At 50.0% G+C, this 19,648-nt stretch carries 18 protein-coding genes; 3 read left to right on the top strand and 15 right to left on the bottom strand.

The features are described 5' to 3' along the window. Positions 1-101: 101 nt before the first annotated feature. Positions 102-1,082: an aldo/keto reductase gene (locus tag A3849_RS29145; RefSeq protein WP_074114572.1), complete on the bottom strand. Its 981-nt coding sequence runs from the start codon at positions 1,080-1,082 to the stop codon at positions 102-104. 406 nt (positions 1,083-1,488) lie between these two features. Beyond that, positions 1,489-2,349: a DUF421 domain-containing protein gene (locus tag A3849_RS29140; RefSeq protein ID WP_074114571.1), complete on the bottom strand. Its 861-nt coding sequence runs from the start codon at positions 2,347-2,349 to the stop codon at positions 1,489-1,491. 173 nt (positions 2,350-2,522) lie between these two features. Between A3849_RS29140 and A3849_RS29135 the strand changes: the two genes are divergently transcribed. Then, the gene (locus tag A3849_RS29135) at positions 2,523-2,729 is read left to right on the top strand and encodes a DUF1657 domain-containing protein (RefSeq protein WP_074083512.1); all 207 of its coding nucleotides are present in this window, start codon (positions 2,523-2,525) and stop codon (positions 2,727-2,729) included. Positions 2,730-2,863: 134 nt separating this feature from the next. Here the strand turns inward: A3849_RS29135 and A3849_RS29130 are convergent, their stop codons facing one another. The 5 genes from A3849_RS29130 to A3849_RS29110 form a co-directional block, all read right to left on the bottom strand. Beyond that, positions 2,864-4,621 (bottom strand): ABC transporter ATP-binding protein, encoded by a 1,758-nt coding sequence (locus A3849_RS29130; protein WP_074114570.1) that lies wholly within the window; start codon positions 4,619-4,621, stop codon positions 2,864-2,866. A 1-nt stretch (position 4,622) separates the two neighbouring features. Then, positions 4,623-6,362, bottom strand: coding sequence for an ABC transporter ATP-binding protein (locus A3849_RS29125; RefSeq protein ID WP_074114569.1), 1,740 nt, complete (start codon positions 6,360-6,362; stop codon positions 4,623-4,625). A 15-nt stretch (positions 6,363-6,377) separates the two neighbouring features. Further along, positions 6,378-6,932, bottom strand: coding sequence for a class I SAM-dependent methyltransferase (locus A3849_RS29120; protein ID WP_074114568.1), 555 nt, complete (start codon positions 6,930-6,932; stop codon positions 6,378-6,380). Between the two features lie 182 nt (positions 6,933-7,114). Beyond that, positions 7,115-8,179, bottom strand: coding sequence for a Gfo/Idh/MocA family protein (locus A3849_RS29115; RefSeq protein WP_074114567.1), 1,065 nt, complete (start codon positions 8,177-8,179; stop codon positions 7,115-7,117). Positions 8,180-8,201: 22 nt separating this feature from the next. Next, positions 8,202-9,089, bottom strand: a complete 888-nt coding sequence (locus A3849_RS29110) for a sugar phosphate isomerase/epimerase family protein (protein WP_074114566.1) — start codon at positions 9,087-9,089, stop codon at positions 8,202-8,204. A gap of 124 nt (positions 9,090-9,213) precedes the next feature. Here A3849_RS29110 and A3849_RS29105 point away from each other — a divergent pair, with 124 nt between their 5' ends. Next, on the top strand, positions 9,214-10,101 hold the full coding sequence (locus A3849_RS29105; protein ID WP_074114565.1) for a helix-turn-helix domain-containing protein: 888 nt from the start codon (positions 9,214-9,216) through the stop codon (positions 10,099-10,101). 99 nt (positions 10,102-10,200) lie between these two features. Here A3849_RS29105 and A3849_RS29100 read toward each other — a convergent pair whose 3' ends face one another. The 5 genes from A3849_RS29100 to A3849_RS29080 all read right to left on the bottom strand — a co-directional run bounded on the left by A3849_RS29100 (position 10,201) and on the right by A3849_RS29080 (position 15,289). Beyond that, entirely contained in the window at positions 10,201-11,304 is a 1,104-nt protein-coding gene (locus A3849_RS29100) for a Gfo/Idh/MocA family protein (protein ID WP_074114564.1), read from the bottom strand. Positions 11,305-11,322: 18 nt separating this feature from the next. Next, entirely contained in the window at positions 11,323-12,051 is a 729-nt protein-coding gene (locus tag A3849_RS29095; protein WP_074114563.1) for a ThuA domain-containing protein, read from the bottom strand. 39 nt (positions 12,052-12,090) lie between these two features. Continuing rightward, positions 12,091-13,251 carry a Gfo/Idh/MocA family protein gene (locus A3849_RS29090; RefSeq protein WP_074114562.1) on the bottom strand — a complete coding sequence of 387 codons (1,161 nt, stop codon included), beginning with the start codon at positions 13,249-13,251 and terminating at the stop codon, positions 12,091-12,093. Next, positions 13,248-14,300 (bottom strand): LacI family DNA-binding transcriptional regulator, encoded by a 1,053-nt coding sequence (locus A3849_RS29085; RefSeq protein WP_074114561.1) that lies wholly within the window; start codon positions 14,298-14,300, stop codon positions 13,248-13,250. The genes A3849_RS29090 and A3849_RS29085 overlap by 4 nt, the downstream gene beginning before the upstream one ends. 122 nt (positions 14,301-14,422) lie before the next feature. After that, on the bottom strand, positions 14,423-15,289 hold the full coding sequence (locus A3849_RS29080) for a LysR family transcriptional regulator (protein WP_074114560.1): 867 nt from the start codon (positions 15,287-15,289) through the stop codon (positions 14,423-14,425). 130 nt (positions 15,290-15,419) lie between these two features. Between A3849_RS29080 and A3849_RS29075 the strand changes: the two genes are divergently transcribed. Beyond that, a complete protein-coding gene (locus A3849_RS29075) occupies positions 15,420-16,322 on the top strand; it encodes a DMT family transporter (protein WP_074114559.1) in 903 nt (300 codons plus the stop codon). Positions 16,323-16,411: 89 nt separating this feature from the next. On the opposite strand, the gene A3849_RS29070 is transcribed toward A3849_RS29075, so the two are convergent. The 3 genes from A3849_RS29070 to A3849_RS29060 form a co-directional block, all read right to left on the bottom strand. Beyond that, positions 16,412-17,911 carry a DHA2 family efflux MFS transporter permease subunit gene (locus tag A3849_RS29070; protein WP_074114558.1) on the bottom strand — a complete coding sequence of 500 codons (1,500 nt, stop codon included), beginning with the start codon at positions 17,909-17,911 and terminating at the stop codon, positions 16,412-16,414. A 34-nt stretch (positions 17,912-17,945) separates the two neighbouring features. Further along, entirely contained in the window at positions 17,946-18,560 is a 615-nt protein-coding gene (locus tag A3849_RS29065) for a TetR/AcrR family transcriptional regulator (protein ID WP_074114679.1), read from the bottom strand. 171 nt (positions 18,561-18,731) lie between these two features. Continuing rightward, positions 18,732-19,499 (bottom strand): stalk domain-containing protein, encoded by a 768-nt coding sequence (locus A3849_RS29060; protein WP_074114557.1) that lies wholly within the window; start codon positions 19,497-19,499, stop codon positions 18,732-18,734. Positions 19,500-19,648 lie beyond the last annotated feature (149 nt).

The raw sequence follows: 19,648 nt of genomic DNA, 5'->3' as shown, positions 1-19,648 counted from the left end.
GTTATGCGCCCCGCGGATGAGTCCGAAGATGCCAAAAACGTAAAACAGCGATTCTCCAATGGATTGGGGAATCGCTGCTCTGTAGTTCTATTTAGGGGAATTCAGCTGAATCCCATTACCGGATGCGGAATGTACGGTTCTTCCAGCCGCTTCACCTCAGACTCGGTCAGCCGGATTGAGACCGCCGCAGCCGCATCCTCCAGATGCGTCATCTTTGTCGCTCCTACAATGGGTGCTGTCACCGGCTTCTTTTGCAACACCCAGGCCAGTGCAACCCGGGCCCGCGGAATCCCGCGTTCTTCAGCGATTTCTTTGACTCTTAGCGCGACGGCACGGTCCGCCTCTTCAGTCTTGGCGTATAGGTGCTTACCGAATTCATCGGATGCCGACCGGGGGCTGGTATCTTCCCAATCCCGGGTCAGGCGTCCCCTGGCCAGCGGGCTCCAGGGAATCACACCGATCCCTTCAGCTTCACAGAGCGGCAGCATTTCACGTTCCTCTTCCCGGTACAACAGATTCACATAATTCTGCATAGATACGAACCGGGTCCAGCCATGGCGTTCAGCAACATGCAGCGCCTTCAGAAATTGCCAGGAATACATGGAGGATGCCCCGATGTAACGCGCCTTACCGGCTTTAACCACATCATGCAGAGCCTCCATGGTTTCCTCAATTGGCGTGGCGGGGTCCCAGCGGTGAATCTGATACAGATCCACATAATCTGTCCCCAGCCGCTTTAGGCTAAGGTCAATTTCACTCATAATCGCTTTACGGGATAGTCCGCCACCGTTTGGACCCGGACGCATGGTTCCGTGTACTTTGGTTGCCAGCACAATCTCATCACGTGCAGTGAAATCTTTCAGCGCCCTGCCCACAATCTCCTCACTCGTTCCGTCGGAATACACATTGGCCGTGTCAAAGAAGTTAATGCCCAGATCCAGCGCCTTTTGGATAAAAGGCCGGCTCTCTTCCTCATTCAGCGTCCATGAGTGATTTCCCCGTTCCGGAATCCCGTAGCTCATGCAGCCCAGGCAAATCCTTGATACCTCAAGTCCGGTAGAACCAAGCTTTACATATTCCATAGATGCAGCCGCCTCCCAAATAGAAAAGATAATAATTACCAATCTATTCAAGTATACCGCTTTTACTATTGATTGGTGGCACCAATATCGGTGCCGCTTGTTTTGTCACTAGAGGTTCCGGCAAAGCTTAAGTTATTGGTAAATACATGAGTACCCGAATCAAAGGCAAAGTTGCTCTCCCCATTATTCATATTTTTGCAGCATCAAACCTAATCTCCACTGTAAGTAAATATTTGTAATTGTATAGTTGTTTTAAAGGATTATTATTACAAATATGTGATTTTCATAACATTTCATTAGATTTCCTATTTTTCATCCGGGTTTCGTGTGGCTAAACGGGGAAAAGACCCGCAAAAACAAAAAAAGTTTTTTTTGGGTCTTTTCTTATAATCCTAATATTCTTATCTCAGCTTTGGACAAATGGCTTCAGCTTCTGCAAAAGATTCTGCAGTTGCTCTGAGCACCGTCCATACATCTTCTTTGCCTGTTCATTTTGGGTAGACAGGCTGAACAGCTCAAGATCCGCTTCACATTTCTTTAGTAGTGCGTAGAGCTGCGGTTTTTCCTGCGTCTGTGGAACCTCAACATTGTCTGTGTACAAGTCCACGGTGAGCTCTCCATACGAATCGACCTGTCCCAGAAACACATTTTCCGCTGTCAGGTTCAGCTTTTCGAGCTCCCCTTGCAGCCACCCTCGCGTTAACCCCAGGGTATCCAGCGGCTCATCCATGATCTTGCCATCCATAATAACGGCTTGGGTCTCTTGCTCCGGTGCAACTTTCACACCCAAATGCTTAGGAGTTAACGGCTGGTTTTCGCGTGTAAGCAGAACATTGATCGCCCCGTCTGATTCCATAATAGCAAATTCCACATCGGCAACCTTGAATACATCCTTTTTTCTTAGCTCCTCCAATAATTCGTCGGTTGTCAGACGTTCTTTTTTCATATTGTCCTCAAGTATTTTTCCGTCCTTAATCAGCACGGTCGACTTGAAATCAATAAAGTCTCTAGCCTTTTTGCTCTTCACTTGCAGGAACTCAATCCCCAGTGAAAAAGCAACCCAAACAATTAGAGCTATGATCCCCAAATGCCAGGTCTTGTCGGTATCCAAGGAAATATAGGCAGCAATACTCCCTACGGTAATGCCCGTAATATATTCAAAGAACGAGAGCTGTGAAACCTGTCTTTTACCAAGCAGCTTCGTCAAAAAGAAAAGCACAACCACAGCAAAAACAGTACGCCATATAACCTCAAGCCATTCCGGCATTTTTGTAGCCTCCCCGTTAACCTATATTCTTGTCGTTGATCTTCATTATTTGTCATAAGGTGCGGGAATAACCATGAAATATTTTCTGGTCCTAAGAACAGGAATACAATATCAGAGCACAGCAGATACTATGTCGCGGTAATACGCACAACCATTCGAAGGAGGGAATAGAAATGACAGTAGCCTCACAAGTGAAAACCTGTGTATCTTCCTTGAAGAGTGCCCAGGCCAGCCTGGAGCAGTTTGCCATGGAAACTCAGAATAAGGAAGCCAAGACCTTGTTCACCAATGCAGCTCAGCAAACCCAGCAGATCGTAAATCAGGTAGAATCCCGGGTGACTGAGCTGGAGAACGAGGAACCGCAATATAAAGGTTTTTAGGTTAATTCTACAGAGCTTTGCAAAAGGGGAATCCCAAAAGCCATGAAATGGCTGCTTGGGATTCCCTTTAGTTTTGGTAAAATGGAAGTACCCTCAAATACTAGCATTTCTATGATCCGCAGAGTCACATGCCTCTAACCTAAAAGTTGCTCAACGTTCTCATCCAAACCACTGCCGCTGTTCAACAGCTCGTGATAGAGGCCTTTATGAAGAATAAGTTGTTCATGAGTGCCCTGCTCGGCAATCCGGCCATCCTGAATATACAGTATCCTATCGGCATGGCGGATGGTGCTGAGTCTATGGGCAATGACAAAGCTGGTTCTGCCGGAGATTAGCTGTCTGATTGCCTTCTGGATCTGAATTTCCGCCAGAGTGTCTACACTACTGGTCGCTTCATCCAGAATCAGCAGCGCACGATCGGCAAGGATCGCCCGGGCAATGGTAATCAGCTGCATCTGTCCCTGGCTGAGATTACCGCCCTCTGCAGACAGCTCCGTTTCATACCCTTGCGGAAGTCTGGAAATGAAAGGATGGGCATACGCCTGCACCGCTGCCAGCTCCACCTCTTCGTCTGTAGCCTCCAGCCGGCCATAGCGGATATTATCACGTATTGAACCGGAGAACAGATGAGCATCCTGCAACACCAAACTGAGCTGTTTCCTCAGACTGTTCTTGTTCACTGTGCGGATATCCGTATCATCGATGAGGATTTGGCCGGAATTAATATCAAAGAAACGGCCCAGCACATTAACAATCGTTGTTTTTCCTGCCCCAGTCGGTCCTACCAAAGCTATCGTGTCACCTGGGTTCGCTGTAAAGCTAATATGCTTCAGGATTTCTTTGCCGGTGTCATATTGAAATCCGACTTCTCTGAATTCCACCTTGCCGTTGATTGGCCGCAGCGATGGCAGAGATTCCTCCCCTTCGTATTCAGAAGGTACATCCATTACTTCGAATACCCGCTCTGCTCCGGCTACTCCTGCCTGTATCATATTATATTGATTCGCAACTTCGTTCAGAGGATCACTGAACTGTCTGGAATAACCCAGAAAGCTGACAATTACTCCTACTGTCGTAAGATCCCGCAGAGCCAACCAGCCACCTGCCACCGCTATCAGCAAATACGTAATGTGACTGAACATATTCATAAAAGGTCCCATCATTCCGGAGAAGATCTGTGCACGGATTCCGGATTTTTTCAACCTGCTGTTGGTTTCACTGAACTGTTCAGCGATCCGCTGCTCCTGGTTGAACAGGCTTACCACCCGGTGTCCGGATACAGTCTCTTCAATAAATCCGTTAAGCTTGCCCAGTTCCTGCTGCTGTGCTTTAAACTGGGCGCCGGTCCGCCGTGCCACTGTCTTAGCGAACAATGTGATCAGCGGAGCTGTAATCAAGGCGATAAGTGTAAGCCATCCGTTCAACAGCAGCATCATTGTCAAGGACCCGCCAAGCATGATGATGCTGGAGATAATCTGTACCAGGCTCTGATTCAGAGAGTTTGCGATATTGTCTATATCATTGGTGGTGCGGCTCATGAGCTCCCCATGGCTTTTGCCGGCAAAAAAAGGAATCGGCAACCGCTGCAAATGCCGGAAAAGGTCCCTGCGCAGGCTCCACACTGTGCGCTGAGAAATATCAGCAAGAATATAGCTTTGCAGCCAGCTGACTAGACTTCCAAGCAGATAAATGCCCAGCAGAAGCAGACAGAGCTGCAGAAGCCCCGCATAACGGCCGGGAATTATATATCGGTCAAGTGCAGCACCGGTCAGATAAGGACCAAAAAGTGTTAGCCCTGAAGCAGCAACCGTCAGCAGCAGAACGGCGATGAGCCGAAGCGGCTGTTTGGTCAGGTAGCGAGATAATTTCCCGAGTGTAGTAGTAGTCTTCATGTCACGCTCCTTGCTGGGATGCGGCAATATCCTTGTAAAGACGGCTTGAAGCCAGAAGTGTATCATGATTCCCCCGCGCCGTAATCCGCCCATCCTCCAATACGAGAATAAGATCGGCATGCTGTATGGAAGCGATCCTCTGGGCTATAATCAGGCAGGTACTGTTCTTCATTACGAGCTTCAGCGAGGATCGGATCCGGTAATCCGTCTGCAGATCCACTGCGCTGGTGCAGTCATCCAGTATGATGATACCGGGCTTCAGCAGCAAAGTACGGGCAATGGAAATCCGCTGCTTCTGTCCACCTGACAGATTCACACCCCGTTGCCCTAGAACGGTATCGTAACCCTGTGGCAGCCTGCTGATGAAATCATGAGCCTCCGCCAAACGTGCAGCCTCAATGACCTCTTCCATGGTTGCCCTTGGTTTGCCATACCTGATGTTATCCAGAATAGACCCGCTGAACAGCAGCGCCTGCTGGAGCACCATCCCCACCACCTGGTGCAGTTTTTCTGTGTCCAGCTTGTTAATATCCATGTGGTCAATCGTAATGCGGCCTTCGGTCACTGGGTAGAATCCAGGAATTAGACTCACCATTGTTGATTTGCCTGCACCATTTACACCGATTATGCCTATCGTCTGCCCAGGCTCTGCGATGAAGTCAATATCCCGCAACACCGCATGGTGCAGATTGCTGTCATAGCTGAAGCTGACATGCTCAAAAGCCAATCTGCCATTAATAGTGTCAATCACCTGTGGCTGTGAATGGCTAATTGTAATTTCTCTATCCCCACTACTATCCGAGGGAGTATCAAGCACTTCATAAATACGGGCAGCCGAAGCCTTGGCACGGGAGATCGTCATCAGCTGGCTGCCCATACCCAGTGTAGCGAAGAGCAGCTTGGTAATATAGGTCAGGAACGCAGCCAGATCCCCGACGGATAACAATCCCTTCTCCGAGAGAATACCGCCATACCATAAAGCGGCAACCACGCTGAAGTTAAGAATCATCGCCATAAGTGGTGTATTCAATGCCATTAGCCTTGCTGCCTTCAGGCTAGCCTGAAGAAAATGTGAATTCCTGCTCCCGAACCGCTGCTCTTCATAGTCACTGCGCACAAAAGCTTTGACGACCCGGATTCCAGACAGGTTCTCCTGCATCGCCAGATTCACCCGGTCCAGCTTTTCCTGAACATTACCATACAACGGAATAGACATCCGGGTAAAAGCCACCAAAAGCAGGAGCACCACAGGTATCATCACCAGCAAAATTACAGTGAGTCTCGGGCTGATCAACAGTGCCATAATCAAACTGCCGGCGAACTGAAATATCTGCCTGGGGAACATGCGCAGCGACATCATCACCATATTCTGCAGCTGTACTATATCTCCGGTCAGTCTGGTTACGATGGAGCCCGATTCAAAACGTTCCAGGCTACGGATCGAGAAGGATTGGACTTTTTCAAAGAGTTCCTGCCGCAAATCCCCGCCAAAATTCTGTGAGGCAATGGTGGAGAAAATCGTGCTGTATACACCGCCTATTAAACCAACAGCCGCAGCGGCCAGCATCAGTGTGCCGGTATGCGTGATATGACCCAAATTGCCTGCAGTTACGCCATCATTCACAATACTTGCCATCAACCGTGGCTGCAGCAGGTCCATGGTCACTTCAAGCAGCATAAACAGTGGTGCAAGCAGGGCTGCGAACCTGTAAGGCCTGAGAAGTCTGATAAGTTTATACACTGACTGTCACCTCAATCACTGGGGCTTGACCGCATCTACAATCAAAGATACGAACCCTAGCTTTCCATCGTGATTCCGGTGGTCAAAGCGCTTGGATCTGTAAATGAAGCCATCGGTTTCATCCCAATCGTTATACTGAAACACGCCGGTTTCATCACAATATTCCAATAGACGGACATGATATCCGGCAGCCTCAAACATCGCTTTTAAAGTATTATGATTATGTACAATTTTATGGGAGGCAGCGGGATGGCTAAGCGGTCCCGGTCCCCCGATTTGGACGATCTTCTGATAAGCCTCATCCTGAAAATACCCATCGGGAACTGCACAGCGGATATACCCGCCTGGTGTTAAATATGGATAGCAGATTTGTGCCGCCCGAATGCCCTCCCCGTAATCAAGATGCTCCCAGACATGTTCTGCCAGAACGGCTTGAATGGAGTCTGGAGTGAAGCTTTTTGCCCAATCCTCCGGCCTCAGCAGGTTCAAATTCGCTTCCTCCGTATGAAGCCAGCCTTTGTTATGCGTACTGCCGCCACTACCGATCACGACTCTTATATTCTTTGACATGGAAATCCCTCCCCCTATTTATTGTATCTATTTTATATTTATCTGGAATGGAATGAAATCAACAAAACATAGATTTATATGACTATATTTCGATAGTAAAAAACGCTTTGGCGAGGAAGAGCATCCTGTCCAAAGCGCATTTATACATCCAACGGTTTCTGTATTCGTTTATTATTGTCACCCTATTTATGCTGGAGGTGTTCTTCGTCACTGAACAAAAAGCCGGCTAGCTCCACCTTTCTCCCCGTCCGCGCACTCTCCAGCGCACCGAACACCATCGCCATACTGTTGCGGTTATCCCGGCAATCGGTTTCTGCAGGACGGTGTTCTGCCAGAGCCTGGAACATTTCCTCGAGACATCCGTGATGGAAGGTATCCTTCATCTCTACAGCTACTCCTTCAACCCGTTCATAGGCACGAATGAATTTACCGTCCGCAGCACCGTCTGCTACCTTTTCGGCATAGGGCATCCCTTCGCCATCCCAGACCGCAGTTCCCAGGTCTCCCTGTATCCGCCATGAGGCTTCCCAGGAAGTTGGAGCGCCTTCTGCACACCAAGAACCTTGATAGCAGAAGACAGAACCATCCGACATTTCAAAAATGCATACTGCTGAGGCATTTCCTGCATACCAGGACCCAGCCGGGTTGAACTCCTGACAATATACACTTACTGGATCAGCACCACTGATGAACCGGGCCTGGTCAAAGGTGTGGATCGCCATATCAAGCAGCAGCGGGCTCTCCATCACATCCCGGAAGCCGCCAAAATGCGGTGCCAGGAAAAAGCTCGCTCCGATATAACCGATCCGGCCAATATTCCCGTCTTCTATCAGCTGGCGCAGAGAACGTATACGCAGATCATACCGCCGGTTCTGCATGACGGCATGACTCCGGCCGGTGCGTTCCGCTAAAGAAACAATGGCGTTGCATTGTTGCATGGTTTCAGCCAGCGGTTTTTCGCTGAATACATCGCATTGACGTGTGAGTGCCGCGCTGCCAACCCCATAATGGCTGGTCGGTATGGTCACGTCAAACACCAGATTAGCCCCAGTATCTTCAATCGCCTGTCCAATATCCGTAAATACAGGACAGTCCAAACCATATTTGTCCGCCATCGCCGCCGCAGCTTCGAGCCGGATATCCACCAGTGCAACAATTCGGACATCTGTGCGCTTCAGTGCATAACTGATCCACTCATTGGCCATTCCTCCGCAGCCGGCAAGGGCTACACGATATGTTGCTGTCATAGAAGCTTCCCCGCTTTCTGCATTAGGCCGGATTTGGGATGAAGCTACCCCCGCGGCAATGCTTCAAATATTGGAGTGCATGCACCTGACCGGTCATTTCCAGCTCATCGCGATACACAGGATCATGCCACCCCTCGATGTCAATGGTGCCCTTGTAACCGGCCTGTCGCAGAATGGTGATAACATCCGTCCAATTCGTATCTCCGAAACCAGGAGTCCGGTGCCATACATAAGGCTTGGGACCATGAATTCCATATTCTTTGATGATATCCCAGGCAATCGTTGCATCCTTGCCATGCACGTGAAAGATTTTGTCAGTCCATTTACGCAGCTGCGGAATCGGATCAATAAGCGCGACCATCTGATGGCACGGCTCCCATTCCAGACCTAGATTATCTGCGGGAACGGCGTTGAACATTTTTTCCCAGGCTGTTGGGTTGTGGGCGATGTTCCAGTCTCCCGTCTGCCAGTTTCCGTCCATGGAGCAATTCTCAAAAGCAATTCGGAGCCCTTTGGCAGCAGCCCGCTTCGAGAGTTCACCGAACACTTCTGTGAATTTCGGAATCGATGCATCAATCGGCAGCCCGGTCAGTCTGCCTGTGAATCCGGAGACCATATCCGTACCGAATAAATGGGCATGGTCAATCAGACGTTCCCAGCTCGCCAGGGTGTCGGCATTGTCGCCGGTTCCCGTCAGCGGATTCCCGAAGATGCCCACCGAGGAAATCATAAAATGATGTTCAGCGGCCAGTTCACGCACCCGTGCTGCTGTCTCCACCAGATCCGTTTCTCCTGTAGTCTGCCAGAATGTCAGGCTGAAGGATTCAAAGCCATGCTTAACGATTTGGGGAATCACACGGACTGCATCCGTTGCCCCGACAAGTGTTCCGATTCTAATGTCTTCATGCATCTTGTATACCACTCCAATATTGGTTTATAGTAAGTTCAGCAACCCAAGTATATAGCGCATCTGTAGCGAAATCTCTTCTTATCTTGTGCGATAATAGCTGAATATTGTGGGAGTTGACGTGGCTGTGACCTACCCGAAGGAATTGAAGGAATATCCCCAGCTTGAAGAAAAGATCTATCCGTTCCGCGTGTTTTTCAATCAATGCCGGGATGCCAAAGCGGAGCAGAACATTCTTTTTTTACATTGGCATGAGCATTTCGAGATTATTGTGATGCAGCAAGGCAGAGCGATCTTCCATATTGACAGTAAGCCTTATGAAGCCGGACCGGGTGATGTGATCCTTGTGCCTTCCGGCGGTCTTCATGTCGGCTACAGTTTGAGCAGAGGGGATATTGAGTACGTGTCCATAGTGTTCCATAGTTCATTATTCAAAGACCGGAATCAGGATTCGCAGCATGAGTTATTTGTGGCCCCCTACTTGAATAATTTGTATCATTTTCCCGTCAAGCCTGTAGAACAGAACCCGGTGTGCGGCACCTATTACCCCTTGCTGGCCTCCGTTATTCAAGAGGTTCAGGAGAAGGGACCTGCTTTTCAATTAGTTGTCAAAAACCAGCTGCATCTGTTCTTCACCCTGCTCTCACGGACTTTTCCGCCCCGGCAGATGTTAGGCAGGTATCACAGTGAACGCCAATCCATTAACCAGGAACGCTTCAAACCGCTGCTGGAATATCTGGAACTGCATTATGATGAGAAAATATCGATTGAGTATGCCGCCAGATTCGTGAATCTCAATCCGTATCATTTCTGCAAAACCTTCAAAAAACTGACCGGACGAACCTTTGTCGAATACGTAAACCTCTGCCGGGTGAATGAGGCCGAACGGCTCCTGCTGGAAACGGACTTCACGGTTACGGAAATCTCCGGCAAAGTCGGCTGTGACAATCCCAATTACTTCACGAAACTCTACAAGCAGTACAAGGGGCTTACCCCCTCAGCCGCGAGAAAATAGGGATTGCTGAGCTCACAGCTGTTTGGTTTTCACGAATCAGGCAGCAGAAAAAAGCACCGTTCATGTTCAGAGAACGGTGCCGTACAAAGGCTATCGAAATTAATCAAGGGTATAGGGTTCAAGACCCTGAGGCAGGGGTGCCGGACGAACACAGGTGCTCTCCATTTCATAGAACTGCTGCGAATCGGAGGAGTCGTGAAAAGCCCACATGGCTTCCAGCACATGGTACGCCAATTCTCCACTGGCCCGGTGCGGGCGTCCGCTGCGGATAGCATAAGCCATATCCGCCGGACCGATTCCTCGGGTATTCTGGTCATAGCCCGTCAGGAGCGGCTGCTCGCGCCATTCATTTTCACCCGTCTTACGGTATCTGACAATGCCGCCGAATGTGTTCGGATCCGGGACCTGAAGGGTTCCCTCCGTGCCGTAGATTTCAATCGGCGGTAATTCGCTGCCGCCAAACACATCAAAGCTGGTAATTAGTGTAGCAATCGCGCCGCTGCTGAATTGCAGCGTTCCGGCGACATGCGTCGGGATATCGACCGGAATCTTTTGTCCTGCCTTCTTCTCGCTTGTGATGGTACGTTCCTCCAGTGCCTTCCCGGTCATTCCGGCTACTGTGCGGATAGGCCCCAGGAGCTGCACGAGTGCGGTTAAATAATACGGCCCCATATCGAACATAGGGCCACCACCCGCAGCATAATAGAATTCCGGGTCGGGATGCCAATGCTCATGCCCCCTGCCTAACATGAACGCTGTCGCCGCAACTGGACGGCCAATCACTCCATCCTCAATCAGCTTAAGCGCCGTCTGAATTCCGGCACCGAGGAAGGTTTCGGGAGCGCTGCCAACCAGGAGCCCTTTAGCTTTTGCCACCTCCAGCACCTTACGTCCTTCCTCTCTGGTAACCGTGAGCGGCTTCTCGGCATAGACATGCTTACCGGCCTCCAGTGCACGCAAGGTAATTGCAGCGTGAGCAGCAGGGATAGTTAAATTAATTACGATTTCAATCTCAGGGTCTTCCAGAAGCTGCTCCACAGTATAGACGAGTGGAATTCCATATTTGGCCGCCTGCTCTGCTGCTCTGTCCGGGTCCATATCCGCACAAGCAGCAAGCTCCAGAATCTCGAACTTCTGACAATTCTCCATATAGATGCCGCTGATCTTGCCGCAGCCGATAATGCCAACCTTTACTTTATCCATGTCTTAATCGCTCCCACACTAGAATTGGCTGTCCGCCATGCCACTGTATCCGGCACCTGCCGTTTGCTCCAGATTTACCGCTGCTTCAGCCTTGCCCTCTGCCGCCCACAGGAGTCCCCGGCGCATCAATTCTTTTACCGGGAGAAGCTCTACAATATCAGCATGGTGGCCAAGCGAATTGTAATAGACCCGTCCGTGTCCCCAGCGCTTGGTCCATACTACAGGCATATCTACCGCTTTGTTCGTTGCGTGTGGCCCTTGCACAACCGGAAATCTTGTTGTCGCCAGCACCTCCACCGCCGGATCAATATGCAGGTAATACTGCTCGGAAGTAACTTCGAAATCCTTAATACCTGCTGTCAGCGGGCTGGAGCCTTGGCTGATTTCAACGGTATACTGGACACCGTCATTGCCCGGATGGGCAACCCATTGCCCGCCTGTCATGAACTGCCAGTCTACATTGGTCCGGAAAGAGTCGCACATGCCGCCATGGCATCCCGCAAGCCCGGTCCCGTTCTGAACAGCAGCCGATACATTATTAACCAGCTCCTGCGTAATTTCTCCCATGGTCCAGACCGGTACGATGAGATCCAGTCCCAGTAGCTTCTCTTTATCAGCGAATGCTTCCAGCGTATTGGATACCTCGATCTCGAACTGTGCTTCACGCAAAATCTCCGCAAATATTCCGGCGACCTGCTCCGGCTCATGTCCATCCCAGCCGCCCCATACGATTAATGCTTTCTTCATCATTGTCACTCCTTCTCCAACATCATAGTCACAGAATCATTACATCTCGGATAACTCTACCCAGCGCCGTTCCTGCACCGAACGTTCCACAGCTTCCAGCACCGCCTGGCATTTCACCCCATCGTGAAAATTCGGCATGGGCTGACGGCCTTCAGCTGCTGCGGATGACAACTCCAGGATTTCATGAATGAAGGTATGCTCAAAACCTATTGTATGACCCGGCGGCCACCAGGCCTCAGCATAATCATGAGCCAGATCGGTGGCGAGAACACGCCGAAAACCTTGCACATCCTCATCGTCGGAGGTCAGATATACTTCCAGCTCGTTCATCCGTTCGAAATCAAACTTCACACTCCCGAGACTCCCGTTAATTTCAAAAGAATTGGTCGAACGGTGACCCGCAGCAAAACGTGTGGCCTCAAAGCTGCCCATGGCACCGTTTGCAAAACGCGCCAGAAACAGTGTGGCGTCATCTACGGTTACAGGGCCTCTTGGGCCGCCGGCACTTGCTTTTGCACTAAGACCCGTCATTTCTGCTGCCAAAGGTCGTTCTTTGATGAAGGTCTCGCTCATCCCGATAACCTCTTTCAGGTCACCTACCAAATAATGAGCAAGATCGATCAGATGAGCGCCGAGATCGCCATGTGAACCGGAACCGGCAATCTCCTTCTGTAGCCTCCATACCAGCGGAAACTCGGGGTCCAGAATCCAGTCCTGCAGAAACCAGGCACGGAAATGATAGATTTGGCCCAGCCGTCCGCTCTCTACCAGCCGTTTGGCCAGCCGCACCGCCGGCGAGAACCGGTAGTTGAAACCCACCATATGCATAACCCCTGCATCCTCTGCCGCCTTCAGCATTTCACGGGAATCCGCAAGAGTCAAGGCCAGAGGCTTCTCGCAAAAAACATGCTTGCCTGCTTTCACGGCAGCCAGCGCAATCTCTTTATGAGCATCACTAGGGGCGTTAATATCGATCCAATCGATATCGTCACGGCCTACCAGTTCTCTCCAATCTGTAACAGTCTCCTTCCAGCCCAGCTGGTCAGCGGCTTCCTTCAGTGCGTCAGCATTCCGTCCGCATAACACAGACATCTCCGGCTTCAGCGCCTTCGGGAAGAACATGGGAAGACTGCGGTAAGCATTGCTGTGAGCCTTGCCCATGAACTTGTATCCAATCATTCCAATGCGAAGCTGTTTCATTGAATCCCTCCTGTTCTTAATGATGAAGCACGAACCACAAGCTTGGCAGGAAGCTTCACGCGGATGATCTCATTCCCGGAATTCCCTCCCCCATTCTCCAGAAGCTCCAGGACCTTGGCCGCAGCGATTTCCCCCAGCTGATAAAAGGGGACCCGAACACTGCTGAGTGCCGGAGTTGTAAGCTCTGCGGCATCCGAATCGTCATAACCGACAATCGCAGGCATCCGGTCCGCGTTGACCCCCAGCTCACGCAGACCTTGCTGAAGTCCAATGGCCATCCGGTCATTGGCTACCACCACCGCCTCGATATGCTTCAGTTGAGGCAATATGGCCTGCGCGGCTGCCATTCCACTTCTGCGGCTGAAATTCCCCTCGAACATAAGCGAAGCGTCTGCAGAAATCCCCTCTTCCTGAAGCGCTTGCATATACCCCTCCAGCCGGTCGCGGCTGTTGGAATACGCCTGCGGACCATTCAGGAACGCTATACGGGTAAAACCTTGGCTAAGCAGATGCTTCACTGCCAGCTGACAGCCTTCGACATGGTCAGCATCCACCTCGTGGAACGATTCTCCTTCAAAATGCTGGTTAATCAGGCAGTAGGGATGCCCCTCCTTCTTCAGCTGCCGCAGTGCTTCTAGCTCTCCGGTCTCCTCTTTGGCACCTAGTACTATACATGCATCTACCTTGCGCATCCGGAAGAGCCCGCAATAATCCAGCGGCTCATCGGCATCCCGGAAGATCATCAGCAGATCATAGCCCTCTTCTCTTGCCCGGCTTCCAATCCCGCTTAGAATTTCGGAGAAATAGTACGCGGAGAACAACCGGGCTTTGGGCAGATAAGGCATGACGACACCCAGATTTCCGCTTCGCCTCCGGGCAAAGCTGCGGGCAAGCGAGCTTGGGGTGTAACCAAGCTCCCGTGCGGCGGCAATCACACGTTCCTTGGTTTTATCTTTGAGCGGACCGACATTGTTCAGTACGCGGGAGACCGTCGCTTCTGAAACCCCGGCAAGCTCGGCAACCTCTTTGCGGCTTGCGATAGCACTCATCCTTTCCTCTGCCCTCGTCTAATGTACACGCGTACATTTTCTCATGAACAACGGTTGGCGTCAATCACCAAAACCGTAATTCAATCAGATTTCATACACTCAGTTAACACAATCCCAATATCTTATTCTAACCAGGACTGGACATGCTTCAAAAACCGCTTGGTCGCCGGAGAAGCATATTTCATTGAATGAACTGCGATGCCTAGCGAACGGAAGCTTCGCTCTTCAAGCTCCAGCATGGCTACATTATGGTTTTGGCGCTGGATAACCAGTTCCGGCAGAATACTGATGCCAAGCCCGTTTTCTACCATGGCAATTATGGCATAATCATCTCCGGCTGAGAATTTGATATTTGGCTTAATAGCCGCCTTTTCGAGAACCCGTCTGACATCGTAATCTGAACCCGCCTTAGGGATGATGAAATCCTCATGTGCGATCTGCGCAAGCGGCATATACGGCGCCCGGCTTAGGGGATGCTCCTTGGAGAGAACAGCCAGCATACGGTCCTGCTTGAGCGGAATAACCTCGAATTTCTCCCGGGTAGGGAGCGACAAAAAACCGCAATCGACCACTCCGGCTTCAATCCACTGCTCAATTTCCAGGTAGCCGCCTTCCATCAGCTTAAACTCGATATAGGGGTACTCCTTACGGAACTGCTTGATCATTCCCGGAAGCCAATGTACAGAAACGCTGGTGAAGGTACCGATGGTAATCGTTCCAGTTTCCAGTCCGTGGATGTCGGCAACCTGCTGCTTCAGCTGCTCGTTCCACTTCATCATTTCACGGATCGGCTGAATCACCTGTTCGCCGTTGACCGTTAGTTTGACTCCTGAACGGTTCCTGACCAGCAGGGTGAAGCCAAATTCCGTCTCCAGACTGGAGATCGTATGACTGATGCCTGATTGGGTGAAGCCCATCACCTCTGCGGCCCGGGTCAGACTGCCCAGCTCCACGACTTTGAGGAACACTTCATACTTGCTGATGCTCAAATGCCTGCCACCTCCAGATTTGCATTAGTAACTCTCATGTATTCTATGATAAACATTCAGTTAACTTATGTATTTCACCATATTATACTATAGTGGTTCGCCACTTGAAATGATGAAGGATGATGACAGAATGAAGCCGCTCAAGGCTGAGCTAATGCTCTTTATAGTAACCATGTTTTGGGGCTCCTCCTATATGTTTATGAAGCTGGGGTTAGGGTCTCTCGGGGAATTCAATCTGATTGCATTGCGCTTCGGACTTGCCTTTATTCTGGCAGCCATCCTATTTCACAAACGCCTTAGAGCGGTAGATGTAAGAACACTGAAGTATGGAGCATTGCTCGGATTCTTACTGCTGGGTGTATTCACCTGCATTACCTTTGGCCTGAAGACCACAACCACCTCGAATGCCGGATTTCTTGTGGCGTTAACTGTTATTTTTGTGCCGATGATCGATGTGCTCGTATTCAGAAAAAAAGTCGCCCCCCCTCAAGTCATCGGAGCGGTTCTGGCTATTGTCGGGATCGGGCTGCTCACTTTGAATTCCTCCCTGCACATGCAGCCGGGTGATCTGTTATGCATTCTGTCTGCTGTATTCTATGCCGTACAGATTCTGGTAACATCCAAGGCGGTTAAAGCTTGTGACAGTCTATCTATCGGCATTCTTCAACTTGGTTTCGCAGGAGGCTTTGCACTGGTTTTGTCGTTCCTATTTGAGACACCGGCCTTGCCTTCGTCACTGCCCGGGTGGATTGCAATCCTGGCACTTGGCATCTTCTGCAGCGCCTGCGGTTTTATCCTGCAACCAGTGGCGCAAAAATACACAACACCTACCCGTACCGGATTGATCTTCTCAATGGAGCCAGTTTTCGCTGCCCTGTTCGGTTATTGGTTTGCCGGTGAGCAGCTGTCGATGCAGGGTTACACCGGTGCGGCTCTGGTGCTTCTGGGAATCGTAGCCTCCGAGCTCCTCAGCAAAGCACACTTTGCTCCTGTCACCTACAAGCTGCATAAGAAACGGCGGGTCAATTTATAGAACAATCTAAATTAACAGCAAAAAGCCGCTCAGCGATAAGCTGCAGCGGCTTTTGATACTACCCACTAACGAATTTCAATCCTATCCGTTTAGTGTCCCATCATCATCGCTGGATCAGCAGCAGCTTCGGCATCCGGTGAGGCCGGAGTCGCAGCTACCTTTGGTTTGCGGAGAACCAAGCTGATCACAACACCTGCCACAGCGATGCAGGCGGAGAAGAAGAACACATCATTGAATCCGAGAACCATGGCGGAAAGAGGGTTAGCACCTGCGGCCATTTTCCCCATATGAACTGAAATTTGACTGGTCAGGTAACCGGTCATACCGGCAACGGCAAAGGATACCACGACCTGCTGGGCAGCGGCGGTAAGCGGCGTTACCCGGTTCACCCATTCACGCGGTGCCGAGTTCAGCACATGTGTGTTGACCGGCATCATCGAAAGACCCATGCCAAGCCCCATCATCGCCAGGGTAGACATAATAAACGGCAGCCCGGTATCCACTGTCACACCCGACAGCATGAAGAGTGCGGTTGAAATAATACTCAGACCGACAAATACAAGGGGACGCGCACCAATTTTGTCAAAAAGACGTCCGCCCAGCGGCATTCCGATTCCTGAAGCAAGTGCCTGCGGCAGCAGGATCAAACCGGTTTCCAGTGGAGTATAATTCCGGATCTGCTGCAGATACAATGGCACGAACAACATGGAGCCGAATAATGCAGCCTGTGTCACCCAGCTGAGAATAATCCCCCGTGTAAAGTCAGATGACCGGAATACACGCAGCTCAAGCAATGGATGCTTATGAAGCAATTCTACGATGACAAACAGTACGAGCGCTACTCCACCCACGGTCAAACCTAGAATAGCACCGGTTGAGGACCAGCTTTCGCCGCCGCCCTGGTTCACACCATAAGCCAGCATGGAGAAGGCTATTGGAGCCAGAATAATTCCAAGAATGTCGAGATGGGCTCTGCCCTTCTTTTCTGTCTTGGGCAAATATTTAATGCCAAGAATAATTCCCACGATACCAATCGGCAAGTTGATCAGGAAGATCCAGTGCCAGCTCACGTATTCCACCAGCCAGCCGGACAATATTGGACCAAGTGCAGGAGCCAGCAGCATCGGAATGCCCAGGAGCCCCATAATCGAGCCCCTTCGTTCAGGCGGAGCCAGTCTGAAGACCATCGCCATTCCAATCGGGGCGACCATCCCGCCACCTAAGCCTTGAATGACCCGGAAGAGCACCAACTGCTCTGAAGTCTGTGCGATGGAGCACAGCATGGAGCCCAGTACGAACATGGCGACCGTTGATACAAATACTTGCTTCGACCCAAAACGGTCCGTCATATATCCGGCAAGCGGAATTACAGCCGCCAAGGCAAGTGTATATCCCGTAATTGCCCATTGTACGGTTTTGAGGTCTGTATTGAAATATTCTACCAGCTTAGGCACCGCTACATTGACTACTGTACCATCGAGGATAACCATGATCATCCCTACGATAATGGCCATCAATGGCGGCAGTATAGCTTTCAGAGAGAAGGGCTGCTCAGCAGATGCACCTTTCGCATTGGTTGGGTTTGACATTCTTTTCTCCACTCATTTCTCTATTTGGATAGGTTTAATGAAAATAACGGTCGAATAACGCATCGATCTGCTCTTCAATCGGCGGAGGATTGAAAACCGGCATGAAATCCGTTTTGTCCTCAGGCATGCTGGATAGCATAATCACTGGAACAACTACCGCACCGTATATCTGAAGCTGCATCATCATCAGCTTATTTTTGTCCTCTTCACCCGTGATTTCCTGAATAGCCTGCAGGATCTTTTCCAGGCGCATCATTTTGCAGTAACGGGAGTATTCATCCAGTGAACTCATAATGTGGTGTCTCTGATCCAGCATTTGTCTGGCCATCCCCGGATAGCGTTTGAGTTCATCAATGTATCGGGTGAAAAATAACTTCAGACGCTCCTTCGGAGGTAACGAATCATCCTCCAGTACTTTAAAGGCGCCATCAAAAGAAGCAAGAAGCATTCTTACCGCATCCGACAGCAATTTATCCTTGGAGCCGTAGTGATAATTGACAAGTGCCAGATTAGTCTCTGCCTTGGCAGCTATATTACGCATGGTGGCACAACTGAACCCTTCTCCCCGAATCAAATCCACAGTTGCCTGAAGAATCGCCTGTTTCGTATCCTTGTCTGAAGGTTCTGCAATGTTGTTGTTTCTAGTCATAGCGTTGGCTGTATCCTCCTTCCCGACTTTTTGTCCAATCACCGTTTTAAACACTGTTTAACAAGATCTAAATTTACTCCCTAAACGCCCTTCTGTCAATAGTTTATTAAATAAAAAGAAGGCGATTCTCCTTTGACTTAGGAACAGATCGCCTTCTTTTTCATATTCGATTTACTTAACTGGAAGTGTTGCAGCCTCATTCGCAGCGAGTGGCGCCAAAGTCAGCCCGGTAATCTTTCCTTTTACGTCCATTGTTAATGTTAATATGGCTTCAGACTTCGAGAAGAGGAGTACGCTCTGGATTGTCATCACCCCATCAACCCGGCGGCTATCCGTTGTTTTTATTCCAAAATAATTGCCGGACGCAACCGCTTCCCAGCTTTGCTGAATTACCGGCAAGAATGCCTGTTGTGCAGCCGTACTGCTCAGGTAACGTTCCTGAAGCTCCTGATATTTGCCTGCTGCTAATAATCCGGTTACCGCCCCTGCAGCCACCTCAGGTGCATAAATTTCGGCTTGCCCGGAACTGTCGTCATAAGCGGCGATAAGCCCGATAGCATTAAAAAATGACAATGGGACATAGATCCGTTTCTGTCTGACTTCAATCCGTTCTTGAAATGGGACCTTGTCTTTGCCGTTAAGTATAACCTCATCTCCGCTTAACTTGAAATCAACGGTTTCTTTAACTCGAGTCAACTGGACTTGTCCGGTGCTGCCTTTATACGTAGTTTGATATTTGAGAACTTCAGCTGTTTCGCGGAGTGGTATCATAATAGCCGATCCGCTCTTGTATGCATTTGACTCCCCCAGTTGTAATAACTGTCCGTTCAGAATGACCTTAATTGGATCTGCGGCTTGTGCGCGCTGGGGCACGAATAACCCTAACCCGCCTGCAAATAACAGAATACTGAGGGTTACGGCTGCGATTTTGGTCTTCACATCGATTCCACCTCTCCTGTATTAGATTGATTACGTTTGCAAGCTGCAAGAATAGACCTTACATTAAACATTACCCAAAAGGTTTGTTTTTATAACCCTTCCGGATTCAGTGGAAGTATAAAACATAATTATTGTACACTTCATTATAA

The organism is Paenibacillus sp. P46E (genome assembly GCF_001909095.1).
Taxonomy (GTDB): Bacteria; Bacillota; Bacilli; order Paenibacillales; family Paenibacillaceae; genus Paenibacillus_AQ; species Paenibacillus_AQ helianthi.
Note: the sequence above shows the minus strand (reverse complement) of the source record. Positions and strands in the feature narration are given on the sequence as shown.

Bases quoted from the DNA above. Each gene is read 5' to 3' on its own strand.
- A3849_RS29115 (WP_074114567.1), bottom strand. From the start codon at position 8,179: ATGACAGCAACATATCGTGTAGCCCTTGCCGGCTGCGGAGGAATGGCC.
- A3849_RS29100 (WP_074114564.1), bottom strand. From the start codon at position 11,304: ATGGATAAAGTAAAGGTTGGCATTATCGGCTGCGGCAAGATCAGCGGC.
- A3849_RS29135 (WP_074083512.1), top strand. From the start codon at position 2,523: ATGACAGTAGCCTCACAAGTGAAAACCTGTGTATCTTCCTTGAAGAGT.
- A3849_RS29085 (WP_074114561.1), bottom strand. From the start codon at position 14,300: ATGAGTGCTATCGCAAGCCGCAAAGAGGTTGCCGAGCTTGCCGGGGTT.
- A3849_RS29140 (WP_074114571.1), bottom strand. From the start codon at position 2,349: ATGCCGGAATGGCTTGAGGTTATATGGCGTACTGTTTTTGCTGTGGTT.
- A3849_RS29120 (WP_074114568.1), bottom strand. From the start codon at position 6,932: ATGTCAAAGAATATAAGAGTCGTGATCGGTAGTGGCGGCAGTACGCAT.
- A3849_RS29075 (WP_074114559.1), top strand. From the start codon at position 15,420: ATGAAGCCGCTCAAGGCTGAGCTAATGCTCTTTATAGTAACCATGTTT.
- A3849_RS29090 (WP_074114562.1), bottom strand. From the start codon at position 13,251: ATGAAACAGCTTCGCATTGGAATGATTGGATACAAGTTCATGGGCAAG.
- A3849_RS29095 (WP_074114563.1), bottom strand. From the start codon at position 12,051: ATGAAGAAAGCATTAATCGTATGGGGCGGCTGGGATGGACATGAGCCG.
- A3849_RS29065 (WP_074114679.1), bottom strand. From the start codon at position 18,560: ATGACTAGAAACAACAACATTGCAGAACCTTCAGACAAGGATACGAAA.
- A3849_RS29145 (WP_074114572.1), bottom strand. From the start codon at position 1,082: ATGGAATATGTAAAGCTTGGTTCTACCGGACTTGAGGTATCAAGGATT.
- A3849_RS29070 (WP_074114558.1), bottom strand. From the start codon at position 17,911: ATGTCAAACCCAACCAATGCGAAAGGTGCATCTGCTGAGCAGCCCTTC.
- A3849_RS29110 (WP_074114566.1), bottom strand. From the start codon at position 9,089: ATGCATGAAGACATTAGAATCGGAACACTTGTCGGGGCAACGGATGCA.
- A3849_RS29130 (WP_074114570.1), bottom strand. From the start codon at position 4,621: ATGAAGACTACTACTACACTCGGGAAATTATCTCGCTACCTGACCAAA.